Genomic DNA, 17,617 nt, shown 5'->3' with positions numbered 1-17,617 from the left:
TATAACCAGATTGCTTGGGGTTATATGGTCAAGTGAAGAAGCGCATACGGTGGATGCCTTGGCAGTCAGAGGCGATGAAAGACGTGGTAGCCTGCGATAAGCTTTGGGGAGTCGGCAAACAGACTGTGATCCAGAGATCTCTGAATGGGGGAACCCACCTAGGATAACCTAGGTATCTTGTACTGAATCCATAGGTGCAAGAGGCGAACCAGGGGAACTGAAACATCTAAGTACCCTGAGGAATAGAAATCAACCGAGATTCCCTTAGTAGTGGCGAGCGAACGGGGACCAGCCCTTAAGTTGATTTGAGATTAGTGGAACGCTCTGGAAAGTGCGGCCATAGTGGGTGATAGCCCCGTACACGAAAGTCTCTTTTCAATGAAATCGAGTAGGACGGAGCACGAGAAACTTTGTCTGAACATGGGGGACCATCCTCCAAGGCTAAATACTACTGACTGACCGATAGTGAACCAGTACCGTGAGGGAAAGGCGAAAAGAACCCCGGAGAGGGGAGTGAAATAGAACCTGAAACCGTATGCGTACAAGCAGTGGGAGCCTACTTTGTTAGGTGACTGCGTACCTTTTGTATAATGGGTCAGCGACTTATATTCAGTGGCGAGCTTAACCGAATAGGGGAGGCGTAGCGAAAGCGAGTCTTAATAGGGCGCTTAGTCGCTGGGTATAGACCCGAAACCGGGCGATCTATCCATGGGCAGGTTGAAGGTTAGGTAACACTGACTGGAGGACCGAACCGACTACCGTTGAAAAGTTAGCGGATGACCTGTGGATCGGAGTGAAAGGCTAATCAAGCTCGGAGATAGCTGGTTCTCCTCGAAAGCTATTTAGGTAGCGCCTCATGTATCACTGCTGGGGGTAGAGCACTGTTTCGGCTAGGGGGTCATCCCGACTTACCAAACCGATGCAAACTCCGAATACCAGCAAGTGCCGAGCATGGGAGACACACGGCGGGTGCTAACGTCCGTCGTGAAAAGGGAAACAACCCAGACCGTCAGCTAAGGTCCCAAAGTCATGGTTAAGTGGGAAACGATGTGGGAAGGCTTAGACAGCTAGGAGGTTGGCTTAGAAGCAGCCATCCTTTAAAGAAAGCGTAATAGCTCACTAGTCGAGTCGGCCTGCGCGGAAGATGTAACGGGGCTCAAACCATGCACCGAAGCTACGGGTATCACCTTTGGTGATGCGGTAGAGGAGCGTTCTGTAAGCCTGTGAAGGTGAGTTGAGAAGCTTGCTGGAGGTATCAGAAGTGCGAATGCTGACATGAGTAACGACAATGCGAGTGAAAAACTCGCACGCCGAAAGACCAAGGTTTCCTGCGCAACGTTAATCGACGCAGGGTTAGTCGGTCCCTAAGGCGAGGCTGAAAAGCGTAGTCGATGGAAAACAGGTTAATATTCCTGTACTTGCAGTTATTGCGATGGAGGGACGGAGAAGGCTAGGCCAGCCTGGCGTTGGTTGTCCAGGTTTAAGGTGGTAGGCTGAAATCTTAGGCAAATCCGGGATTTCAAGGCCGAGAGCTGATGACGAGTTGCCTTTAGGCGACGAAGTGGTTGATGCCATGCTTCCAAGAAAAGCTCCTAAGCTTCAGATAACTGGGAACCGTACCCCAAACCGACACAGGTGGTTAGGTAGAGAATACCAAGGCGCTTGAGAGAACTCGGGTGAAGGAACTAGGCAAAATGGCACCGTAACTTCGGGAGAAGGTGCGCCGGCGAGGGTGAAGGACTTGCTCCGTAAGCCCATGCCGGTCGAAGATACCAGGCCGCTGCGACTGTTTATTAAAAACACAGCACTCTGCAAACACGAAAGTGGACGTATAGGGTGTGACGCCTGCCCGGTGCCGGAAGGTTAATTGATGGGGTTAGCGCAAGCGAAGCTCTTGATCGAAGCCCCGGTAAACGGCGGCCGTAACTATAACGGTCCTAAGGTAGCGAAATTCCTTGTCGGGTAAGTTCCGACCTGCACGAATGGCGTAACGATGGCGGCGCTGTCTCCACCCGAGACTCAGTGAAATTGAAATCGCTGTGAAGATGCAGTGTATCCGCGGCTAGACGGAAAGACCCCGTGAACCTTTACTATAGCTTTGCACTGGACTTTGAGCTTGCTTGTGTAGGATAGGTGGGAGGCTTTGAAGTGGGGACGCCAGTTCTCATGGAGCCATCCTTGAAATACCACCCTGGCAACCTTGAGGTTCTAACTCAGGTCCGTGATCCGGATCGAGGACAGTGTATGGTGGGTAGTTTGACTGGGGCGGTCTCCTCCCAAAGAGTAACGGAGGAGTACGAAGGTGCGCTCAGACCGGTCGGAAATCGGTCGTAGAGTATAAAGGCAAAAGCGCGCTTGACTGCGAGACAGACACGTCGAGCAGGTACGAAAGTAGGTCTTAGTGATCCGGTGGTTCTGTATGGAAGGGCCATCGCTCAACGGATAAAAGGTACTCCGGGGATAACAGGCTGATACCGCCCAAGAGTTCATATCGACGGCGGTGTTTGGCACCTCGATGTCGGCTCATCACATCCTGGGGCTGAAGCCGGTCCCAAGGGTATGGCTGTTCGCCATTTAAAGTGGTACGCGAGCTGGGTTTAGAACGTCGTGAGACAGTTCGGTCCCTATCTGCCGTGGACGTTTGAGATTTGAGAGGGGCTGCTCCTAGTACGAGAGGACCGGAGTGGACGAACCTCTGGTGTTCCGGTTGTCACGCCAGTGGCATTGCCGGGTAGCTATGTTCGGAAGAGATAACCGCTGAAAGCATCTAAGCGGGAAACTTGCCTCAAGATGAGATCTCACTGGGATCTAGAATCCCCTGAAGGGCCGTCGAAGACTACGACGTTGATAGGTGGGGTGTGTAAGCGCTGTGAGGCGTTGAGCTAACCCATACTAATTGCCCGTGAGGCTTGACCATATAACACCCAAGCAATTTGAGCGTGAGCGCCGAATTGTGGTGGTGAAGACGAAAGAACCGAAAGTTCGCGACGAATCACAGAATCACATATCCGAATAGGCTGGGGTGTCCGCAGGGGCGCACTGGCAACCGAATTTCTTGACGACCATAGAGCATTGGAACCACCTGATCCCATCCCGAACTCAGCAGTGAAACGATGCATCGCCGATGGTAGTGTGGGGTTTCCCCATGTGAGAGTAGGTCATCGTCAAGATTCATTTCGCAAAACCCCTATCTGCGTGAGCAGGTAGGGGTTTTGTCTTTTCACGACGCTCAAAACAAGGCCATTCCAAGAGGCGCATTGCTGCCACTCTCGCCACCCAGTATGGTTCCGTCAGCGAATCCGTTTTCCAGAGAACCCGCAATGGCCACCACCACCTCACTGCAACCCGGCTTCATGATCGTTCAGGGCAACCGCCTCGACGAGTTGCGCAGCCTGGTGGTGAGCGTCATGCGTAATTACCCGTTGGCTCCACTGGAAAACGAAATCGCTCTGGTGCAGAGCAACGGCATCGCTCAATGGCTCAAGCTCGCATTGGCCGAAGACCCTGAAGACGATGACCAGGGCGGCTGCGGTATCGCGGCCGCCATCGATGTGCAGTTGCCCGGCAGTTTCATGTGGCAACTCTACCGTCGCGTGCTGGGCCGTGATCAGATTCCAGAAGTTTCGCTGCTCGACAAAGCCCCATTGACCTGGCGCCTGATGCGCCTGCTGCCGGCCCTGATCGAGCGCCCCCATTTCGAGCCGCTCAAACGCTTCCTCACTGACGACACGGACCTGCGCAAACGCTACCAGTTGGCTGAACGTCTGGCCGACCTGTTCGACCAATACCAGGTCTATCGCGCCGATTGGCTCAAAGACTGGGCCTCAGGCCACCACGTACTCAACACCGCCCGTGGCGAGCGCAAGCCTTTGGTGGACGGCAATCGCTGGCAGGCCGAATTGTGGCGGGCGCTGCTGGACGATGTCGGGGCAGAGGGCATGGCGCAAAGCCGCGCCGGTGTGCATCAGCGCTTCATCGAGCGAGTCGATGCCTTGGAGCACGCGCCCCCGGGATTGCCTGCGCGGGTGATGGTGTTCGGTATCTCATCGCTGCCCGCCCAAACCCTCGAAGCACTGGCCGGTCTGGCCCGCTTCAGCCAAGTGCTGCTGTGCGTACACAATCCCTGCCGCCACCACTGGGGCGACATCGTCGCCGACAAGGACCTGCTCCGGCATCAGTACAAGCGTCTGCAGCGTAAACACAGCATGCCGCTGCAACTGGACGACGAGGCGCTTCATCAGCACGCCCATCCCCTGTTGGCCGCCTGGGGCAAGCAAGGCCGTGACTACATCAACCTGCTCGACAGCTACGATGACCCTGGCAGCTACCGTGGAGTCTTCAGCGACGGTCGTATCGACTTGTTCAGCGAGGCGCAGCCGCTGACGTTGCTCAATCAGTTGCAGGACGACATTCTCGAGTTGCGCCCGCTGTCGGAAACCCGCGAAACCTGGCCTGCCGTCAATGCCGCGAGCGACCGCTCGATTCGTTTTCACGTGGCGCACAGTCCGCAGCGCGAGGTCGAGATCCTGCACGATCAACTGCTCGCTCGGTTCAGCAACGACCCGACGCTGCGCCCACGCGATGTCATCGTCATGCTTCCGGCCATCGACGACTATGCCCCGCATATCCGCGCCGTGTTCGGTCAACTTGACCGCCATGACCCGCGCTACATCCCCTTCACCCTCACCGACCAGGGCCAGCGTGGCCGCGATCCGCTGCTCATCGCCTTGGAGCACCTGCTCAAGCTGCCCGACAGCCGCTTTGCCGTCAGCGAGATCCTCGACCTGCTGGATGTGCCCGCGCTGCGCGCACGCTTCGGCATCAAGCAAAGCGATCTGCCGACCTTGCACCGCTGGATCGAAGGCGCAGGCATCCGTTGGGGCCTGAGCGGCGAGCAGCGAGCCAGCCTCGGCCTGCCGGAGGGGCTGGAACAGAACAGTTGGCGATTCGGCTTGCGGCGTATGTTGCTGGGCTATGCGGTAGGTGTCGGTGAAGGCTGCGACGGCATTGAGCCGTTCGATGAGATCGGCGGCCTCGAGGCCGCCCTGATCGGTCCGCTGGTCGCCTTGCTGGATGCGTTGGAAGTGGCCTGCCAGCACCTCGCCGAACCTGCCAGCGTTCAGCAGTGGGGCGCGCGCCTGCATGCCCTGCTGCAGGTATTCTTCCTGGCCGAGGAAGAACATGACGAACTGCTGCTGGTCGAGTTGCAGGACCTGCGCGACACCTGGCTGGAAACCTGCGAAACGGTCGGCTTGGACGAGCAGCTGCCCCTCACGGTCGTGCGCGAGGCCTGGTTGTCGGGTCTCGATCAAGGCAAGTTGTCGCAACGCTTCCTGGCCGGCTCGGTGAATTTCTGCACACTGATGCCCATGCGTGCCATTCCCTTCCGTATCGTCTGCCTGCTGGGCATGAACGACGGCGATTACCCGCGCGCCCAGCCGCCGTTGGATTTCGATCTGATGGCCAGCGACTACCGCCCCGGCGATCGCTCGCGGCGCGAGGACGACCGCTACCTGCTGCTCGAAGCGCTGCTCTCGGCCCGCGATCAGCTGTATGTCAGTTGGGTCGGGCGCAGTATCCGCGACAACAGCGAGCGCCCGGCGTCGGTATTGATCGGTCAATTGCGCGATCACCTCGCCGCCGGCTGGCAGTTGGCCGGTGCCGAGCAGGGCGAACGCGACGATTCTGGTCAGCAACTGCTGCACGCGCTCACCCAGGAACATCCGTTGCAGCCGTTCAGTCAGCGCTACTTCCAGAAGGACAGCCCGCTGTTCAGCTATGCCCACGAGTGGCAGGTGTTGCATCAGCCTGATCAAACAGCGATCCCGGACACCCTGGCACTGCCAGCATACGAGAGCGATGAGCCGCTGACCCTGACCCAGTTGCAGGACTTTCTCCGTCATCCGGTGAGACATTTCTTCAGTCAGCGGCTCAAAGTGCTTTTCGAAGCCCTGCAAGCGCCCACTCCCGACGAAGAGCCCTTCGTGCTGGATGCCCTGCAGCGCTACAGCCTGAGCGAGCGCCTGCTCGATGCCGCACTGACCGCGACTGACGACCCGGAGCAGGCCTTGCAAAGCCAGGCGCGGCGCTTGCAAGCCTGTGGGTTGCTGCCGTTGGCAGGCTTTGGCGAGTCGCTGCAGGTTGAACTGATCCAGCCATTGCCTGATTTGCTGACACGGCACCGCCAACTATTGCAGCGCTGGCCCCGCGTGGTCGAAGGTGCGCTGCCGATTCGTTTCGAGCGTGGCGCCCTGCGCCTGGAAGGTTGGTTGGGCCGTGTCTATCAAGGCGATGGCGAGGACTTGCTGAGCATTACCACCGTCCCGAACAGCCTCGGCGCCGGGCGCAACAGCCTCAAGTGGCATCGCTTGATCCCCGCGTGGGTCATGCACCTTGCCGCCTGCGCCGTGGGTTATCCACTGCATACCGCGCTGGTGGCCAGCGACCAGACCCTGCTGCTCGCGCCTCTGCCCAACGCCCAGGCCAGCGATCTGCTCGCCGACCTGCTGGTCGCGCGTCAAGCGGGCATGAATGCGCCCCTGCCGGTGGCGCCGAAAACCGCTTTCGCCTGGCTCGCTCAGTCAGACCCGGACAAAGCCCAGGCCGCTGCGGCGAAGGCCTACGAAGGCGATGGCCAGAACAGTTTCGGCGAGCGCAGCGAAAGCCTTGCGCTGATCCGTCAGTTCCGCGACTTCGCCGCACTCACGGCCGACGAAACCTTCGAAGGCTGGTGCGAAGCCCTGTATCGACCTCTGTTCACCGCCGCCTGGAAAACCCAGGACTCGCCGGAGACCGTCGCATGACCCAGGCCCGGCCTCTGGCCCTGAGCTTTCCCCTGCACGGCAGCCAACTGATCGAAGCCAGTGCCGGCACCGGCAAGACCTTCACCATCTCCGCACTCTACCTGCGCCTGATTCTGGGCCACGGCGGCGAACACGGCTTTGGCCGCGAATTGCTGCCTCCACAGATCCTTGTAGTGACCTTCACCGATGCCGCCACCAAAGAGCTGCGCGAGCGCATTCGCACACGCCTGGCCGAGGCGGCGCGCTTTTTCCGGGGAGAGTTGGACGGCGCCGACCCCTTGCTGTATCAACTGCGCGACGACTATCCACACGACCACTGGCCACGGTGCGCCAGTCGCCTGGAAGTGGCGGTGCAGTGGATGGACGAAGCGGCGGTCTCGACCATCCATGGCTGGTGTCAGCGCATGCTGCGCGAGCATGCCTTCGACAGCGGCAGCCTGTTCACCCAGAGCCTGGAGACCGATCACAGTGAACTGCTCGGTCAAGTCATGCGCGATTACTGGCGGCGCTTCTGCTATGGCATGCACGGCGAGGCGCTGGCCTGGGTGCGCAGCCATTGGCTCAGCCCGGATGCATTGCTGCCGCGTATCCGCCCGTTGTTCGGGCGCTTTCCCGCTGACGCCGAAGGCCCTGAGCCGCAAGCGCTGATCGACGCCGCCCTGGCGCAACGCCAGCAGCAACTGCAGGCGCTCAAGGCGCCCTGGGCGCGATGGGCCGATGAGTTGCAGGAGATCTGTCGCGCGGCGGTGGCCGCCAAGCAGGCTGACGGGCGCAAGCTACAGGCGCGCTTCTTCGAACCCTGGTTCGACAAGCTGCGCACCTGGGCCGGCGATGATCAGCTCATGGAGCTCGACCTGGGCACGGGCTTCACCCGCTTGACCCCGGACGGGATGGCCGAAGCCTGGAAGTCCGGCCAACCGCCCGAGCACCCGGCACTGCAGGCCATGACCGAGCTGCGCGCTCAATTGCAGGCGTTACCCGGCCCCGATGCGGCAGTGCTTGGGCATGCCGCCGGCTGGGTCGCGGCGCGCTTCGAGGTGGAAAAACGCCGACGCGCGGAAATGGGCTTCGACGACATGCTCCTGCGCCTGGAACAGGCCTTGCGTGGCGAGGCCGGCGAACGTTTGGCCGGGCTGATTCGCGAGCAGTTCCCGGTGGCGCTGATCGATGAGTTCCAGGACACCGACCCGGTGCAGTACGGCATCTTCGAGCGCATCTATCGCATTGCCGAGAATCGTCGCGAGACCGGCCTGTTCATGATCGGCGACCCCAAGCAGGCGATCTACGCTTTCCGCGGCGCCGATATCTTCACCTACCTGGACGCCCGGCGAGCCACTGCCGGACGCCTGCACAGCCTGGACACCAACTACCGCTCCAGCCAGGCCATGGTCGAGGCGGTCAACAGCACCTTCCTGTTGGCCGAGCGGCGTGCGCAGGGGCGCGGTGCCTTCCTGTTCCGCGAGGCCGATGACAACCCGCTGCCCTTCGTCGAAGTGCACGCCAAGGGCCGCAGCGAACGCCTGCTGATCGACGGTCAAGCGTGCGCCGCGTTGCAGTGCTGGCACCTGCCCAGCGACGAACCTCTGTCCAGCAGCCAGTACCGTCAGCAATTGGCGGCGCGCTGCGCCAGCCATATCGTGGCGTTGCTCATGGGCGGCCAGCTCGGCGTGAGTGGCTTCGCTGATGAACAGGGTGCGTTACGTGGCTGCCGTCCGTCGGACATCGCCATTCTGGTGCGCGATGGCCGCGAAGCGCAGATGATCCGCAGCGCGCTGACTGCGCGCGGCGTGCGCAGCGTCTATCTGTCCGACAAGGATTCGGTGTTCGCCGCGCAAGAGGCTCACGACCTGCTGGCCTGGCTCAAGGCGTGCGCCGAGCCCGACGCCGAACGTCTGCTCAAGGCTGCCTTGGCCAGCCTGACGCTGGACCTGCCGTTAATGGAGCTCGAGCGTCTGAATCAAGACGAGCGGGTTTGGGAGGCCTGGGTCATGCGCTTTCGCCTGTACCGCGAAACCTGGCAGCGCCAGGGTGTGCTGCCCATGCTGCGTCGCCTGCTGCACGACTTTCAGTTGCCGCGCAGCCTGATCGGTCGTAGCGATGGCGAGCGCGTGCTGACCAACTTGCTGCACCTGGCCGAACTGCTGCAGCAGGCGGCCGGCGAGCTGGACGGCGAGCAGGCGCTGATTCGCCATTTGAGCGAGCAACTGGCCAATGCCGCGCAGGCGGGCGAGCAGCAGATCCTGCGTCTGGAAAGCGACGAGCAACTGGTCAAGGTGGTGACTATCCACAAGTCCAAAGGCCTGGAGTACCCGCTGGTCTACCTGCCGTTCATCTGCACCAGCAAGGCCGTGGACGGTCAGCGCCTGCCCTTGACCTGGCACGACCGTGACGGTCAGCCATTGCTGACCCTCAGCCCCACAGCCGAACAGATCGCCCTGGCCGATGACGAACGCCTGGCCGAAGACCTGCGCCTGCTCTATGTCGCTTTGACCCGTGCCCAGCATGCCTGCTGGCTGGGGATAGCCGACCTCAAGCGCGGCAACCAGAAAAGCTCGCAGTTGCACCGCTCGGCCCTGGGCTACCTGCTCGGTGGCGGACAGCCGCTGTCCGACTCCGCTCAGTTGGCCGACTGGTTGCAGACGCTGTGCGCGCAAAGCGCTGCGATTGCCTGCCCAGCGCTGCCCGAGGTCGATGACCAGGTCTACCAGGCCCCGCGTCACGGTACGCAATGGCGAGCTGCACTCAAGCCGCGACGGGCGGCGACGGAGCAGTGGTGGATTGCGTCCTACAGTGCGTTGCGCGTGGGTGACCAGAACGTGTTGGCCGACAGCTCCCAGGCCCAGCAACTGCTCGACGACGAAAGCATCGATCCGCAACTGCTGCGCGAGGTGCCGCCGGAAAACGGTGATATCCACCGTTTCCCACGCGGACCGAACCCCGGCACCTTCCTCCACGGCTTGTTGGAATGGGCCGGCCGCGAGGGGTTCGCCGAGATCGCCAGCCAGCCCGCGTTGATCGAGCGTACCGTGGGCCAGCGCTGCAATCGTCGCGACTGGAGTGGCTGGATTCCCACGCTCAGCCAATGGTTGCAGCACCTGCTCATTCAGGAATTACCGCTAGCTCCCGAGGGCACGCTGCTGCGCTTGGCGCACCTGCAGCAGTACCAGATCGAGATGGAGTTCTGGTTTGCCAGCCACCGGGTCGATGTGCGCCGTCTCGACCAACTCGTCGTGCGCCACACCCACAGCGGCGCCGCGCGCCCGGCGGCACTGGCCAGTCAGCTCAATGGCATGTTCAAAGGCTTCATCGACCTGGCCTTCGAACTGGACGGTCGCTACTACGTGGCCGACTACAAATCCAATTGGCTCGGCCCGGACGGCAACGCCTATAACGCACCGGCCATGGAGCAGGCGATTCTCGATCATCGCTACGACCTGCAGTACGTGCTGTACCTGCTGGCCCTGCACCGCCAACTGCGCGCGCGCCTGCCCGACTATGACTACGACCGCCATGTCGGCGGCGCGCTGTTCATTTTCCTGCGCGGCACCGGCAGTGCCGGTCGCGGCCTGTACGCGGTGCGGCCACCCCGTGAGCTGATCGAACAGCTCGATGCGCTGTTTCGCGGCGATCTCCAGCCCGAACAGCAGGACCTGTTTGCCGGAGCCACACCATGAGCCGCACCCTCGACGACCTGCTGCCCACCCCGTTGCAGGCCGAGCACCTGGCGGCCTTGGCGCCGCTTGCCGACAGCCACGATCTGCTTGCGCTGTTGGACCGGTGGGTCGAACGCGGCTGGTTGCGTGCGCTGGACCGCGCGTTCGTCAGCTTTCTCGCGGAGCGTGAGCCGGGCGGCGATCCGTTGGTGCTGCTGGCGGCGGCGTTGGCCAGTCATCAGTTGGGGCATGGGCATGTGTGCCTGGACCTGGAGCAGACGCTGGCCGAGCCTGACTTCGCGCTGTCGCTGCCGCCGGAGGGCGACGCCCTGGCCGGACCGTTGCTGCTGCCCTCACAACTGCTCGCCGCCCTCGACCCCGCCCTCTGGCGGCAGCGTATCGCAGCGAGTGGACTGGTGGCCGATGGCGATAGCGCCGGGCATGAGGCGCGGCCGCTGGTGCTCAGTGCTCAGCGCCTGTATCTACGCCGCTACTGGCGCTATGAGCGGCGTGTCGACCACTCGCTGCAGCAGCGCATCGCGACCCACGAAGCGATTCCCCACGACCTGCCGGCGCGTCTGGCGCAGTTGTTCGAAGGCGGCGCTCCGGCTGGCCAGGTGGACTGGCAGAAGCTCGCCTGCGCCCTGGCCACCCGCGCCGCCTTCAGCATCGTTACCGGCGGCCCTGGGACCGGCAAGACCACCACCGTGGTGCGCTTGCTGGCCCTGCTCCAAGGCCCGGCAGTGGAGCAGGGCAGGCCTTTGCGCATCCGCCTGGCGGCGCCCACCGGCAAGGCGGCAGCGCGCCTGACCGAGTCCATCGGTCAGCAAGTCGAGCGCTTGCAGGTGGACGCTACGCTGCGTGCGCAGATTCCCACCGAGGTGAGCACGGTGCACCGCCTGCTCGGCAGTCGCCCCGGCTCGCGGCATTTCCGCCACCACGCCGGTAACCCGCTGCCGCTGGATGTCCTGGTGGTGGATGAGGCGTCGATGATCGACCTGGAAATGATGGCCAACCTGCTCGACGCCTTGCCGAGCCGCGCGCGCCTGGTGCTGCTCGGCGACAAGGACCAGTTGGCGTCGGTGGAAGCCGGCGCGGTGCTGGGCGATCTGTGTCGCTATGCCGAGGAGGGGCGCTACACGGCGGCGACTCAGGCCTGGCTGGAGCAGGTCGGTGGCCAGTCGTTGCATGACAGCGGGCTGCTGTCCGGCGATGCGCAGCAGCATGCCCTGGCGCAGCAGGTGGTGATGCTGCGTCACTCCCGCCGCTTCGGTGAAGGCAGCGGTATTGGTCGGCTGGCACGGTGGGTCAACCTGCAGCAGGCCGAGCAGGCGCGCGCGCTGCTCAGCCTGCCGCCGGACGATGTGTTCAGCCTGTCGCTGCGCGGCGAGCACGACCGGGCCTTCGACCGTCTGTTGCTGGAGGGGCTGGGGCGTGGCGAAGAGGGGCCCCAGGGTTACCGCAGTTACCTGCGCACCCTAGGCCGCCATCGGCCGGCACCGGGTACACCGGCCGACGCCAGCGAGTGGGAGCACTGGGCGGCGCGGGTGCTGGGCAGCTTCGAGGGTTTCCAGTTGCTGTGTGCCGTGCGCCGCGGTGCCTGGGGTGTGGAGGGTCTGAACGAACGCGTAGCGCGGGTGCTGCACGGCGCCGGCCTGATCGATACACGCCTGCCGTGGTACGAGGGGCGACCCGTGCTGGTCACCCGCAACGATTACGGCCTGGGCTTGATGAACGGCGATATCGGCATTGCCCTGCGGCTGCCGGACGAGACGGGTGAAACCTCGCTGCGTGTGGCATTCGCCCGCAACGACGGTTCAGGCGGCGTACGCTTCGTGCTGCCCAGCCGGCTCAACGAGGTGGAAACCGTCTTCGCCATGACGGTACACAAGTCCCAGGGTTCGGAATTCAGTCATACTGCCCTGGTGCTGCCCGATGCGCTGAATCCGGTACTCACCAAAGAGCTGATCTATACCGGTATCACCCGTGCCAAAGCTTGCTTCAGCTTGATCGAGCCGCGAGCCGGCGTGTTCGAGGAGGCCGTCAAGCGCAAGGTGCGACGGATTTCTGGCCTTGCGCTGGAAAATATCTGACATTCGTCAATACCTTGGCATCGCGGCCTTGTGCTATCGTGCGACACATCTGAATTTAACTTGAGAAGTTTCCTAGATGTCAGTGGTTGTCTCGCCTCGGTGGCGGGTGGCGAACTGTGCGTTGTCGCTGTTGATCGTCGCCCTGTCGTCGTTCGCCGAGCCTGCGCGGGCGTATGCGCCGACCACTGCGGTGCAGGTGCAACAGCGCGCCAAGGCAGTGACCCAAGTGGTCTTGGGAATCTTCAGCTACGCCCGTTGGCCGGTGGAGCCCGCGCCCTTGCGCCTGTGCCTGATCGGTCCCACCGAGTACGCCGATGACCTGATCAAGGGCAAGTTGCAGACCGCATCGCAACCCTTGCTGGTGCGTCGTCTGCTGGCCGACGACCCCCGCACCGCCGAAGCCTGCGATGCGGTGTATATCGGTCGACTCGACGCGGGTGAGCGTGATCGGCTGTTCAACGCGCTGATCGGCCATCCGGTGCTGAGCATCAGCGAGGCGGACGACCCGTGTACGGTCGGCAGTCTGTTCTGCCTGCGCGTCGAGGACGAGCAGGTGAGTTTCGCGGTCAACCTCGACTCGGTGGCGCGCAGCGGCTTGCGTATTCATCCCAGCGTGCTGCAATTGTCGCGGCGTCGGGCTGCGCAGCCATGACCTCTCGCCTCACGCGCAGACGCCGGCCGACCTTGCGCGCCGCACTCGGCCGCGGCCATCTGGCCATCGCCCTGCTGGCGGTCGGCCTGGCCGGTATCTCCGGAACCTTGCTCGGCGTTGCCGCCCTGCGTGTGCATGCCAATCACAACCTGGAACTGATCGCTCGCTCGATCAGCTACACCGTGGAAGCCGCGGTGGTGTTCGACGACAGCCCCGCCGCCAATGAGGCCCTGGCAGTGATCGCAGGCAGCGAGGAGGTCGCCGACGCCAAGGTCTTCGCCCTCGACGGCGATCTGCTAGCGCGCTGGCAGCGCGACGACACCGGGCTGCTTGCACCGCTGGAGCGCCAGGTGGCGAAGGCCTTGCTGGACGAGCCCATCTATCGGCCCATCGTCCACCAGCAGCGCACGGTCGGGCATATCGAGCTGACCGGGCAGGGCGGCAGCCTGCTGCGCTTCCTGCTCAGTGGGTTGTTCGGCATTCTCTGCTGCATCCTGCTCAGCACGCTGGTCGCCCTGCACCTGTCGCGCCGTCTGTTCGGCGATATCGTCCGACCGCTGCGCAGCCTGGCCAGCGTCGCCCACGCCGCCCGCCGCGAGCGCAGTTTCGACCGACGCGTCCCCGAGGCACGCATTGCCGAGCTCAACGAACTGGGTACCGACTTCAATGCCCTGCTCGACGAACTGGAAGTCTGGCAAAGCCACCTGCAAAGCGAAAACGCGACCCTGGCTCACCAGGCCAGCCACGATAGCCTGACCGGTTTGCCCAACCGCGCGTTCTTCGAAGGACGTCTCAACCGCAGCCTGCGCAACGCCGCCCGCCTTCAAGACCACATGGCGGTGCTGTTTCTCGACAGCGATCACTTCAAGCAGATCAACGACAGCCTCGGCCATGCGGTGGGCGACGAGGTGCTGATCAACGTCGCCAGTCGCGTACGCGCGCAATTGCGCGAGCACGACCTGGTGGCGCGCCTGGGAGGCGATGAATTCGCCGTGCTGCTGACCCCGCTGCACTCACGTGAAGACGCCGAGCGCATCGCCGACAAGATCGTCGCCAGCATGCGCTTGCCGATCCAGCTTGACGATGGCCGCCGCGTGTCCAGTGCGTTGAGTGTCGGTATCGCCTTCTACCCGGACGATGGCCAGGACCCGGCCAGTCTGCTCAATGCCGCCGATGCGGCGATGTACCAGACCAAGCGCAGCCGTCGCGGCCACCGGCAAGCGGCGCGTGGTGACTGGGCCACGGACCCCGATGACAGGAGCTGAACCGTGACACACCCCTTTTACCGCCAGCCGCTCGCCTGGCTGGCTTTGTTGCTGGCACTGACAGCGTTGAGTGCGTGCAAGACGGCGCCGCCCGTCGGCCTGAGTCCCGAGCAAATCGCTGTGCTGCAGCGCGAGGGCTTTACCCCCAGCGAAGAGGGCTGGGCGTTCGATCTGTCTGGCAAGGTGCTGTTCGGCAGCGATCTGGACCGGCTCAACGGGCAAAGCCAGGCGATCGTCGAACGCGTTGGCCGCGCGTTGCTGTCGGTGGGCATCCAGCGGGTGCGCGTCGATGGCCATGCCGATGCCTCGGGCAAGGCGGCGTACAACCAGCAGTTGTCCGAGCGCCGTGCGCAGAGCGTGGCGCAGGCGCTGGTGGGGATCGGTATGCCGCCAGGCGATATCCAGACGCGCGGGTTGGGCAGCCGCCAGCCGGTGGCCGACAACCGCACCAGCGCCGGCCGTACCGAGAACCGGCGGGTGTCGATCGTGGTGGGCGCCAATTGAAAGACGAGTGTGCGGCTAACGCCCGTCGCCCTCAGTCCTGCGCGAACACCATCTCGCGCGTCTGGCCCATCAGCAACGGCGCATTCGCCTCAGTCACCTCGCGGATGTAGTCCCACAGCAGGGTGATGCGCTTCAACTTGCGCAGATCCTCCCGGCAATACATCCAGAACTGCCGTGTCACCTCGACCTCATCCTCCAGTACCGTCACCAGCCGCGCGTCCTGCGCTGCCAGGAAGCACGGCAGGATTGCCAGGCCACGCCCTTGCAGTGCGGCGGTGTACTGGGCGATCACGCTGGTGCTGCGCAGGTGGGCATGGGCGTTGGGGATCAGGTTCGCCAGGTACAGCAACTCGGAACTGAAGGCCAGGTCGTCGACGTAGCTGATGAAAGGGTGCCGCGCCAGGTCGGCCACCTCGCCAATCGGCGCGTGGTTGTCCAGGTATTCCCGGGTGGCATACAGCCGCAGGCGGTAGTCGCACAGCTTGCAGCAGACATACGGCCCGTGCTCCGGGCGCTCCAGGGCGATGACGATGTCCGCCTCGCGCTTGGACAGGCTGATGAAGTGAGGCAGCGGCAGGATATCCACCGAGATCGCTGGCCAGGTGTCGACGAAGCGGCTCAGTTGCGGGGTGACGAAGAAGCTGCCGAAGCCCTCGGTGCAGCCCATGCGCACATGCCCCGACAACGCCACGCCGGAGCCGGACACCTGTTCGCAGGCCATGTGCAAGGTACTTTCGATCGACTCGGCGTAGCCCAGCAGGCGCTGACCTTCGGCGGTGAGTACGAAGCCGTTGGTGCGCGATTTCTCGAACAACAGCGTGCCCATGGCACCTTCCAGTGAGCTGATGCGTCGCGACACCGTGGTGTAGTCCACCGACAGGCGTTTGGCGGCGCTGCTGGCCTTGCGTGTGCGCGCCACTTCGAGGAAGAACTTGAGGTCGTCCCAGTTCAGCGCACTAAGGGAGGTCAGGTCTTTTTGCATGTTGATCCGGTTTTTTTGTGCATTCTTGTTGGATGTTTGCACATCTATACTCGAACTCACTCCCTGCACGCCACCCCGTTCGCTGCGGCGTAGGCGTCTTCGTTCCGACAATAATTCCAAGGAGAGCGCAGATGAACGCACCCCACACCCCCACGACCCACGTGCAGCAGGCCAAGTTGTTGATCGACGGGCAATGGGTGGAGTCGACCACTCAGGAATGGCGCGACGTGGTCAATCCGGCCACCCAGCAGGTACTGGCGCGCGTGCCGTTCGCCACCGCCGCCGAAGTCGACGCCGCCATCGCTGCCGCCCAGCGTGCCTTCAAGACCTGGCGTGACACACCGATCGGTGCGCGCATGCGCATCATGCTCAAGTTGCAGGCGCTGATCCGCGAGCACAGCAAGCGCATCGCCGCGACCCTGAGCGCCGAGCAAGGCAAGACCCTGGCCGATGCCGAGGGCGACATCTTCCGCGGTCTGGAAGTGGTGGAGCACGCCGCGTCCATCGGCACCCTGCAGATGGGCGAGTTCGCCGAGAACGTCGCCGGTGGCGTCGACACCTACACCTTGCGCCAGCCGATCGGCGTGTGCGCCGGTATCACCCCGTTCAACTTCCCGGCGATGATTCCGCTGTGGATGTTCCCCATGGCCATCGTCTGCGGCAACACCTTCGTGCTCAAGCCGTCCGAGCAAGATCCGCTGTCGACGCTGATGCTGGTCGAACTGGCCCTGGAAGCCGGGGTACCGGCGGGCGTGCTGAACGTGGTGCACGGTGGCAAGCAGGTGGTCGATGCGCTGTGCACCCATCAGGACATCAAGGCGGTTTCCTTCGTCGGCTCGACCGAGGTCGGCACCCACGTGTACAACCTTGCCAGTCAGCACGGCAAGCGCGTGCAGTCGATGATGGGCGCCAAGAACCACGCCGTGGTACTGCCCGACGCCAACCGCACCCAAACCATCAATGCCCTGGTCGGCGCGGCCTTCGGTGCAGCCGGCCAGCGCTGCATGGCCACCTCGGTGGCGGTGCTGGTGGGCAAGGCCCGCGAGTGGCTGCCGGACATCAAGGCGGCGGCGAGCAGGCTCAAGGTCAACGCTGGCAGCGAGCCGGGGACCGACGTCGGTCCGGTGGTGTCCAAGCGCGCCAAGGAGCGCGTGCTGGGGCTGATCGACAGCGGCGTGAAGGAAGGCGCCACGCTCGAGCTGGACGGCCGTGACGTACAGGTGCCGGGCTTCGAGCACGGCAACTTCGTCGGCCCGACCCTGTTCTCCGGCGTGACCACCGACATGCAGATCTACACCCAGGAAATTTTCGGCCCGGTGTTGGTCACGCTGGAAGTCGACACCCTCGATGAGGCCATCGCCCTGGTCAACGCCAACCCGTTCGGCAACGGCACCGGCTTGTTCACCCAGAGCGGCGCGGCGGCACGCAAGTTCCAGAGCGAGATCGACGTCGGCCAGGTCGGCATCAACATCCCGATCCCGGTGCCGGTGCCGTTCTTCAGCTTCACCGGTTCGCGCGGCTCCAAGCTGGGCGATCTGGGCCCCTATGGCAAACAGGTGGTGCAGTTCTACACGCAGACCAAGACGGTCACGGCCCGCTGGTTCGACGACGACAGCGTCAACGACGGCGTGAACACCACCATCAGCCTGCGCTAAGGAGTTGGTC

General features: G+C 63.1%; 8 protein-coding genes and 2 rRNA genes. 9 read left to right on the top strand and 1 reads right to left on the bottom strand.

Going from position 1 to position 17,617, the window contains the following annotated elements; all coding sequences use genetic code 11:
• Positions 1 to 26: 26 nt before the first annotated feature.
• The 8 genes from GKC70_RS20620 to GKC70_RS20585 all read left to right on the top strand — a co-directional run bounded on the left by GKC70_RS20620 (position 27) and on the right by GKC70_RS20585 (position 14,970).
• Positions 27 to 2,917, top strand: a 23S ribosomal RNA gene (locus GKC70_RS20620).
• 137 nt (positions 2,918 to 3,054) lie between these two features.
• Positions 3,055 to 3,170: ribosomal RNA gene (gene rrf, locus GKC70_RS20615) — 5S ribosomal RNA — on the top strand.
• 150 nt (positions 3,171 to 3,320) lie between these two features.
• Positions 3,321 to 6,803 carry an exodeoxyribonuclease V subunit gamma gene (gene recC / locus GKC70_RS20610; RefSeq protein ID WP_342649761.1) on the top strand — a complete coding sequence of 1,161 codons (3,483 nt, stop codon included), beginning with the start codon at positions 3,321 to 3,323 and terminating at the stop codon, positions 6,801 to 6,803.
• Positions 6,800 to 10,477 (top strand): exodeoxyribonuclease V subunit beta, encoded by a 3,678-nt coding sequence (gene recB / locus GKC70_RS20605; protein WP_342649760.1) that lies wholly within the window; start codon positions 6,800 to 6,802, stop codon positions 10,475 to 10,477. The genes recC and recB overlap by 4 nt, the downstream gene beginning before the upstream one ends.
• Entirely contained in the window at positions 10,474 to 12,549 is a 2,076-nt protein-coding gene (gene recD / locus GKC70_RS20600) for an exodeoxyribonuclease V subunit alpha (protein WP_342649759.1), read from the top strand. The genes recB and recD overlap by 4 nt, the downstream gene beginning before the upstream one ends.
• Positions 12,550 to 12,631: 82 nt before the next feature.
• Positions 12,632 to 13,201: a YfiR family protein gene (locus GKC70_RS20595; protein ID WP_342651557.1), complete on the top strand. Its 570-nt coding sequence runs from the start codon at positions 12,632 to 12,634 to the stop codon at positions 13,199 to 13,201.
• Complete coding sequence (locus tag GKC70_RS20590; RefSeq protein ID WP_342649758.1) at positions 13,198 to 14,466, top strand: diguanylate cyclase; 1,269 nt, start codon at positions 13,198 to 13,200, stop codon at positions 14,464 to 14,466. Before GKC70_RS20595 ends, GKC70_RS20590 begins: the two co-directional genes overlap by 4 nt.
• A 3-nt stretch (positions 14,467 to 14,469) precedes the next feature.
• Entirely contained in the window at positions 14,470 to 14,970 is a 501-nt protein-coding gene (locus tag GKC70_RS20585) for an OmpA family protein (RefSeq protein ID WP_052191951.1), read from the top strand.
• A 31-nt stretch (positions 14,971 to 15,001) separates the two neighbouring features.
• On the opposite strand, the gene GKC70_RS20580 is transcribed toward GKC70_RS20585, so the two are convergent.
• Entirely contained in the window at positions 15,002 to 15,952 is a 951-nt protein-coding gene (locus tag GKC70_RS20580) for a LysR family transcriptional regulator (RefSeq protein WP_342649757.1), read from the bottom strand.
• Between the two features lie 131 nt (positions 15,953 to 16,083).
• Between GKC70_RS20580 and GKC70_RS20575 the strand changes: the two genes are divergently transcribed.
• Entirely contained in the window at positions 16,084 to 17,607 is a 1,524-nt protein-coding gene (locus GKC70_RS20575) for a CoA-acylating methylmalonate-semialdehyde dehydrogenase (protein WP_295486004.1), read from the top strand.
• Positions 17,608 to 17,617: the final 10 nt, after the last annotated feature.

Origin of the sequence: Pseudomonas sp. REB1044 (assembly GCF_038813925.1) — a bacterium.
In the GTDB taxonomy this organism is placed as follows: Bacteria; Pseudomonadota; Gammaproteobacteria; order Pseudomonadales; family Pseudomonadaceae; genus Aquipseudomonas; species Aquipseudomonas boreofloridensis.
The sequence above is the reverse complement of the archived record's forward strand: the minus strand, read 5'-3'. Positions and strand labels throughout refer to the sequence as shown.

Bases quoted from the DNA above. Each gene is read 5' to 3' on its own strand.
- recD (WP_342649759.1), top strand. From the start codon at position 10,474: ATGAGCCGCACCCTCGACGACCTGCTGCCCACCCCGTTGCAGGCCGAG.
- recC (WP_342649761.1), top strand. From the start codon at position 3,321: ATGGCCACCACCACCTCACTGCAACCCGGCTTCATGATCGTTCAGGGC.
- recB (WP_342649760.1), top strand. From the start codon at position 6,800: ATGACCCAGGCCCGGCCTCTGGCCCTGAGCTTTCCCCTGCACGGCAGC.
- GKC70_RS20580 (WP_342649757.1), bottom strand. From the start codon at position 15,952: ATGCAAAAAGACCTGACCTCCCTTAGTGCGCTGAACTGGGACGACCTC.
- GKC70_RS20590 (WP_342649758.1), top strand. From the start codon at position 13,198: ATGACCTCTCGCCTCACGCGCAGACGCCGGCCGACCTTGCGCGCCGCA.
- GKC70_RS20575 (WP_295486004.1), top strand. From the start codon at position 16,084: ATGAACGCACCCCACACCCCCACGACCCACGTGCAGCAGGCCAAGTTG.